3 protein-coding genes are annotated in these 5,422 nt (G+C 55.2%); all 3 read left to right on the forward strand.

Going from position 1 to position 5,422, the window contains the following annotated elements:
* A partial coding sequence (locus VGE80_RS05575) for a DUF1553 domain-containing protein (protein ID WP_440591960.1) occupies positions 1 to 2,537 on the forward strand: 2,537 nt, incomplete at its 5' end.
* A gap of 214 nt (positions 2,538 to 2,751) precedes the next feature.
* Positions 2,752 to 4,140, forward strand: coding sequence for a DUF1501 domain-containing protein (locus VGE80_RS05580; protein ID WP_440591961.1), 1,389 nt, complete (start codon positions 2,752 to 2,754; stop codon positions 4,138 to 4,140).
* Positions 4,141 to 4,348: 208 nt separating this feature from the next.
* The coding region (locus VGE80_RS05585) for a hypothetical protein (RefSeq protein ID WP_440591962.1) at positions 4,349 to 5,422 on the forward strand (1,074 nt) is incomplete at its 3' end.

The raw sequence follows: 5,422 nt of genomic DNA on the forward strand, positions 1-5,422 counted from the left end.
AAGATAACGATCCCGAGATCTATCATGTTTCAATCAACGGTGCGGAAGTGCTGTCGCGTCATAACAGCGGCCGAGCGGGGCATTGGGACAAGCTGGGACCCTGGCTCATTAATGTGAAAAATCAGCAGATCAAAATCACCAGCAAAGGTGGAGCAGCAAACTTTTCAGGAATTGAGGTCTGGCAGGGAGAACGAGACAGTTCGACCGAGCCATCGACTGCTGAGGCGGAGTTCTTCGAGAAGCGGATTCGCCCACTTCTTGTAAACCACTGTTACGAATGTCACAGCTCAGAGTCGAACGAAGTTCAGGGGCGCCTCCTTGTCGACTCGCGATCTGCCATGAGGAAAGGAGGGGACCGAGGGCCCGCGATTGTGCCGGGCGACCCTGAACTCAGCCTGCTGATCAAAGCCGTGCGGTATGGGGAGTCTCAATTGCAAATGCCACCAGACCGAAAGCTGGCGGACCATGAGATCGCGGATCTGGAGCATTGGGTGAAAATGGGAGCACCCGATCCACGGACGCGGGCCACGAAAGTTTCCCATAAAACGATTGATCTGAATTCCGCACGGAGCTTCTGGTCCTATCGGCCACTCGTCACGACCGTGGTGCCGACACCGACGAAAAGCACTGCTCGAAACGAGATTGATTCGTTCATCGAGGCAGAACTCGAGAAACGGGAACTCACTCCACTTCCCTTGGCCGACAAACGGACACTGATTCGACGGGCGACGTTCGATTTGACAGGACTTCCGCCGACTCCGGAGGAAATCGATGCGTTTTTGGCAGACTCGTCAGAACACGCATTTGAATCAGTAATCAATCGCTTGCTCGAGTCACCTCACTATGGAGAACGCTGGGGACGACATTGGCTGGATGTCGTGCGGTATTCCGATTCCGCCGGTGACAATTCCGATTTTCCCATTCCTCAGATGTACCTGTATCGGAACTGGGTGATTGACGCTTTCAACCGAGATCTACCCTATGACCAGTTTGTCCGCGAACAACTGGCAGGTGACCTGATGGAGTCGAACAGCTGGGATGAGCGAAACCAGCGCGTGATTGCGACGGGGTACCTCGCCAACGCCCGACGTTTTGGATCGCGCGTTGATGACTATCCGACACATCTGACCATTGAAGACACCATCGATAATCTGGGGCGGACATTCCTGGGCCAATCAATCAACTGTGCTCGCTGTCACGACCATAAGTTCGATCCCATAACGATCGACGATTATTATGGCCTGTATGGCTTTCTCAGTAGCACGCGCTATCCATGGCCAGGAATCGAACTTGATCAGATGCAGCGTGACCTGGTCCCTCTCGTTCCCGCGGAACAGGCCCGCAACGCTTTGATCGCTCATCAGAATCGCGAGAAAGAACTGGAAGCCGAACTGGCACGACTCGAGAGAGAGCTGTCTGAAGCAGACAACGCCAATAGGCCAGCCTTGAAACAGCAGTTGGCCGCGGCGCGTAAGCAAGTTAATCGACACAAGAAAACTCTCCCCGACATCCCGTATGCGTACGCTGTTGCCGAAGGGACTCAAGTCGATGATGTCGCGATCCAGTTCAAGGGGAATCCTGAAACCAGAGGAGAAGTGGTCCGTCGCCGGTTTCCGACTGTTCTTGGTGGACAGGAACTGTCCGTCAATGATTTATCGAGTGGTCGCATGGCACTTGCCGACTGGATTGTGGACTCGGCCAATCCGCTGACATCACGGGTCATCGTGAATCGAATCTGGCTTCATCATTTCGGAAGGGGACTGGTTACAACGCCAAATGAATTCGGGAAGCAGGGAAAACCACCTTCCAATCCTGCACTGCTGGACTGGCTGGCGAGCCGATTCATCGAGTCGGGATGGTCCATCAAGTCGATGCATCGGCTCATTATGCAATCTCGCACCTATCAAACTGAATCGGTTCAGGACCCGGCCACGATACCGGGTGATCCTGCGAATGAGTTCTTATCAGGATTCCACCGCAATCGGCTGGATGCAGAGACGATTCGCGACACATTGCTGTTTGTCGGTGGGAATCTTGATACTCGATCCGGGGGACCGCATCCATTCCCTCCCAGTTCAGAATGGGGTTTCACACAGCACCACCCGTTTAAGGCGATTTACGAGACGAACCAGCGAAGCGTTTACCTGATGACGCAGCGAATTCAGCGACACCCGTATCTTGCGATATTTGACGGACCCGATACGAGCGTCAGTACGCCCCAGCGAGCAACGAGCACCACCCCGCTGCAGTCCTTGTACTTCATGAATAATTCCTTCGTTCATCAGCAGGCAGAACTGGTCGCCGCACGATTGAGAAGCGAACGATCGGACGACAGCTCACGAATCGATCTCGTCTATGTCCGACTACTGGGGCGTCCACCATACCAGGAGGAGCTTTCCGCCGGACTTCACTATTTGAAGGCTGTGAATGTCGTGCTGGCCGAGGCGGGCAAGACGAGCGAGGAATCGAAGGCACAGGCTTGGGTCTCGTATGTCCGCTCCCTGTTTCTCTTGAATGAGTTTGTCTATGTCGATTGAGCGTAATTGTCACAGAAGGCCACGCTGAGAAATTGAGGTTTCCAAATTGAAGATGCAAGACAGCGAGACTCTTATGGGATCAACCGTTGTTAAGCGTCGACCGTATGTCCGGAAATGTCGTTTCTGCCCGTCGCCGGATTTCGTTTCTGTCCGAGCGTCGAGACATAAATCTCGCTCGCTTGGATTCATCTCCTGTACTTGAAAAGACTCAATAATGCCCGGATTCAAGCATGCTCCGACGCGGCGCGAAGTGCTTCAGTCACTCGTCGGTGGTTCCCTCCTGTTCCCCGGGATTCTCTCGGAACTGCTGTCCTCCGAAGTCCGGAATCCCGCTCCACTCGCCCCTCGGTCGGCACATACTCCGGCGAAAGCGAAACGGGTCATCTTCCTGTTCTCTACAGGGGGCGTCTCTCATATGGATACGTTCGATTACAAACCCAAGCTGTTTCAGGCCGATGGCAAAACGATGGGGGTCGGGGGCGGGCTTTCCAACCAGCAGCGTGTTCTGCTGCGTCCTAAGTGGGAGTTCAAGCCCGGGGGGGAATGTGGAACACTGGTCAGCGATCTGTTCCCTTGTCTTCGCGAATGTATGGACGACATTTGCCTGATCAGGTCGATGAAGTCTGATGACAACGAACACTATCAGGCCACGCTGGCCATGCACACAGGCTCGTTTTTCTTTTCTCGACCCAGCATTGGTTCCTGGGTCAGTTATGGGCTGGGAACCGAGAATCAGAATCTTCCCAGCTTCGTTGTCCTGGCTCCACATCTTCCCTATGCCGGGACGCAGGTCTATGCGAATGACTTTTTGCCTGCCTACCATCAGGGAACTCGGGTCGTTCCGGGCCCCGACCCCATCTCTGATCTCCGGCCCCGCACGAAAGTACCGCATCTACAGGAACTGGAATTGGAGTTGGCCCGTGGCCTGAATGACGCTCACTTGCGACGGCATGCCGCTTCATCTGATCTGGCAGCACGGATGCAGTCGTTCGAAACCGCCTTCCGCATGCAAACCGAAGCTCCTGATGCCTTTGACTTATCGCAAGAATCTGACTCCACGCTTGAGATGTATGGCCTGACACGTGGACAGACGGATGGTTTTGGTTGGCAATGTCTCATCGCGCGACGGCTGTCGGAACGGGGAGTCCGATTTGTGGAATTAATCGACTCAGGCTCATCGGGCAATTGGGATTCGCATGGTGACATGGCTGAGCATGCACCGCTTGCAAAGAAGATCGATCAGCCAATTGCCGCACTGCTGAAAGATCTCAAGCGTCGCGGCATGCTGGAGGACACACTGGTCGTTTGGACCACTGAGTTTGGTCGGACTCCCGGCGTGGATGGGAAACACGGTCGCGGGCACCACAGTGCCTGTTTCTCGTCCTGGATTGCGGGGGGATCCGTCAGGGGAGGCACAACGTATGGCGAGACTGACGAGTTGGGGGCGACGGTCGCCAGCGACCAGGTTCATGTTCATGACTTTCATGCGACCCTTCTACACCTGCTGGGATTTGATCACACGAAGCTGACCTACCGCCATGCGGGGCGCGACTACCGACTTACGGATGTGCACGGCAAAGTCGTTCAGGGCATTCTGTCGTGAACGGCTGGGACAGCGGCAAACCTGACCGGGGGACTCATCGAAGTCGGTTTGCTGCGACTCGAATGCAAGGTCGGCGCTGCATTCCTGGTCCGTTGGATCGTGCAGGAGCTTCGTCGCTCGTATGATCTTTCGGGAGGCCGTATGCTACCCGGCCCTCTCCGTACGAATACCGCTTACTGCTGTAAGTTCTCTGGCTGAACGTCTCCCTATGCCCAGTTCATCGAAAAAGTTGATTCCCTCTCGCCCCTCGACGAATGATTCGACGAGTGATCCGCTGACGACGCGAACGGTCGATTCAAACTCAAGCGTGAACTCAATCATCATCCTGGTTCTTCTGGCGGCAGCCGCGACCCGTTTGGCCAGTGCGCTGGGGGATCTCGCCATCGATGAAATCTGGTCTTGGTACTTTGCCAGTCAGGCCATTCACAAGCTGTCCGATGTCTTCGCGCTGCGGCACGACAACAATCACTTGCTCAATACCATTGTCATGTACACCTTGGGGCCAGCGGTACCGGACATCGTCTATCGTCTTCCGGCGGCCCTGGGTTCGATCGCTTCCGTAATCACCGCGACTTGGATTGCCGGGCGGCGCGGCAACGGAGTCAATTCCCTGTTCACTTCTGTCCTCGTGGGAGCCTCTTATCTGCTGATCCTCTATGGCTCGGAAGCGCGAGGTTATTCGTACGCGGTCGTATTTGGTTACTTGTCTTGGTTCTATCTGTTGCGAATGGATGAAACGCGGGATTGGCGGGCTGCTCTTGGATTTGCAATGTGCGCAAGTCTCGGATTCCTCGGTCATCTCACGTTTCTGTACTGCTTCGTCGGATTCGCTGTGTGGGGATTGCGGAAATGGCTTGTACGACCTTCCTGGCTGATTCCCATTGCATTTGTTCCCCCGACGACCGTGGCTGGACTGCTTTATCTCTATTTCATTCGCGGGATGGCGATTGGGGGAGGGCCCGAGTCGACGTTGATTTCTGCGTTGATCTCAACCCTGTCGCTGGTCTCAGGAGGCCCGATGTATGACGATCTGGCTTTGCTGATGGCAGGCCTGTCGACGGTATGGCTTGCTGCCGGATTCGTCCACCTCTGGCGGACGGACCGGGCCATCGCCTTGAGCTACTTTACCATCATCGTCGCAGCGCCGGCGATTGTCCTGTTCTTCACGGGACACCAACTGATTTATCCTCGGTACTTTCTCATTCCGATTGCGTTCGCGTTGCTCGTCATGGGGGATGTCAGCGCGAGTTGGTGGAAACAAGGAGGCCGATTTGGACAGTTG

This window comes from Schlesneria sp. (assembly GCF_036405755.1).
Classification (GTDB): Bacteria; Planctomycetota; Planctomycetia; order Planctomycetales; family Planctomycetaceae; genus Schlesneria; species Schlesneria sphaerica.

Excerpts from the sequence above, each read along its gene's own strand:
- VGE80_RS05580 (WP_440591961.1), top strand. The coding sequence starts at position 2,752 with ATGCCCGGATTCAAGCATGCTCCGACGCGGCGCGAAGTGCTTCAGTCA.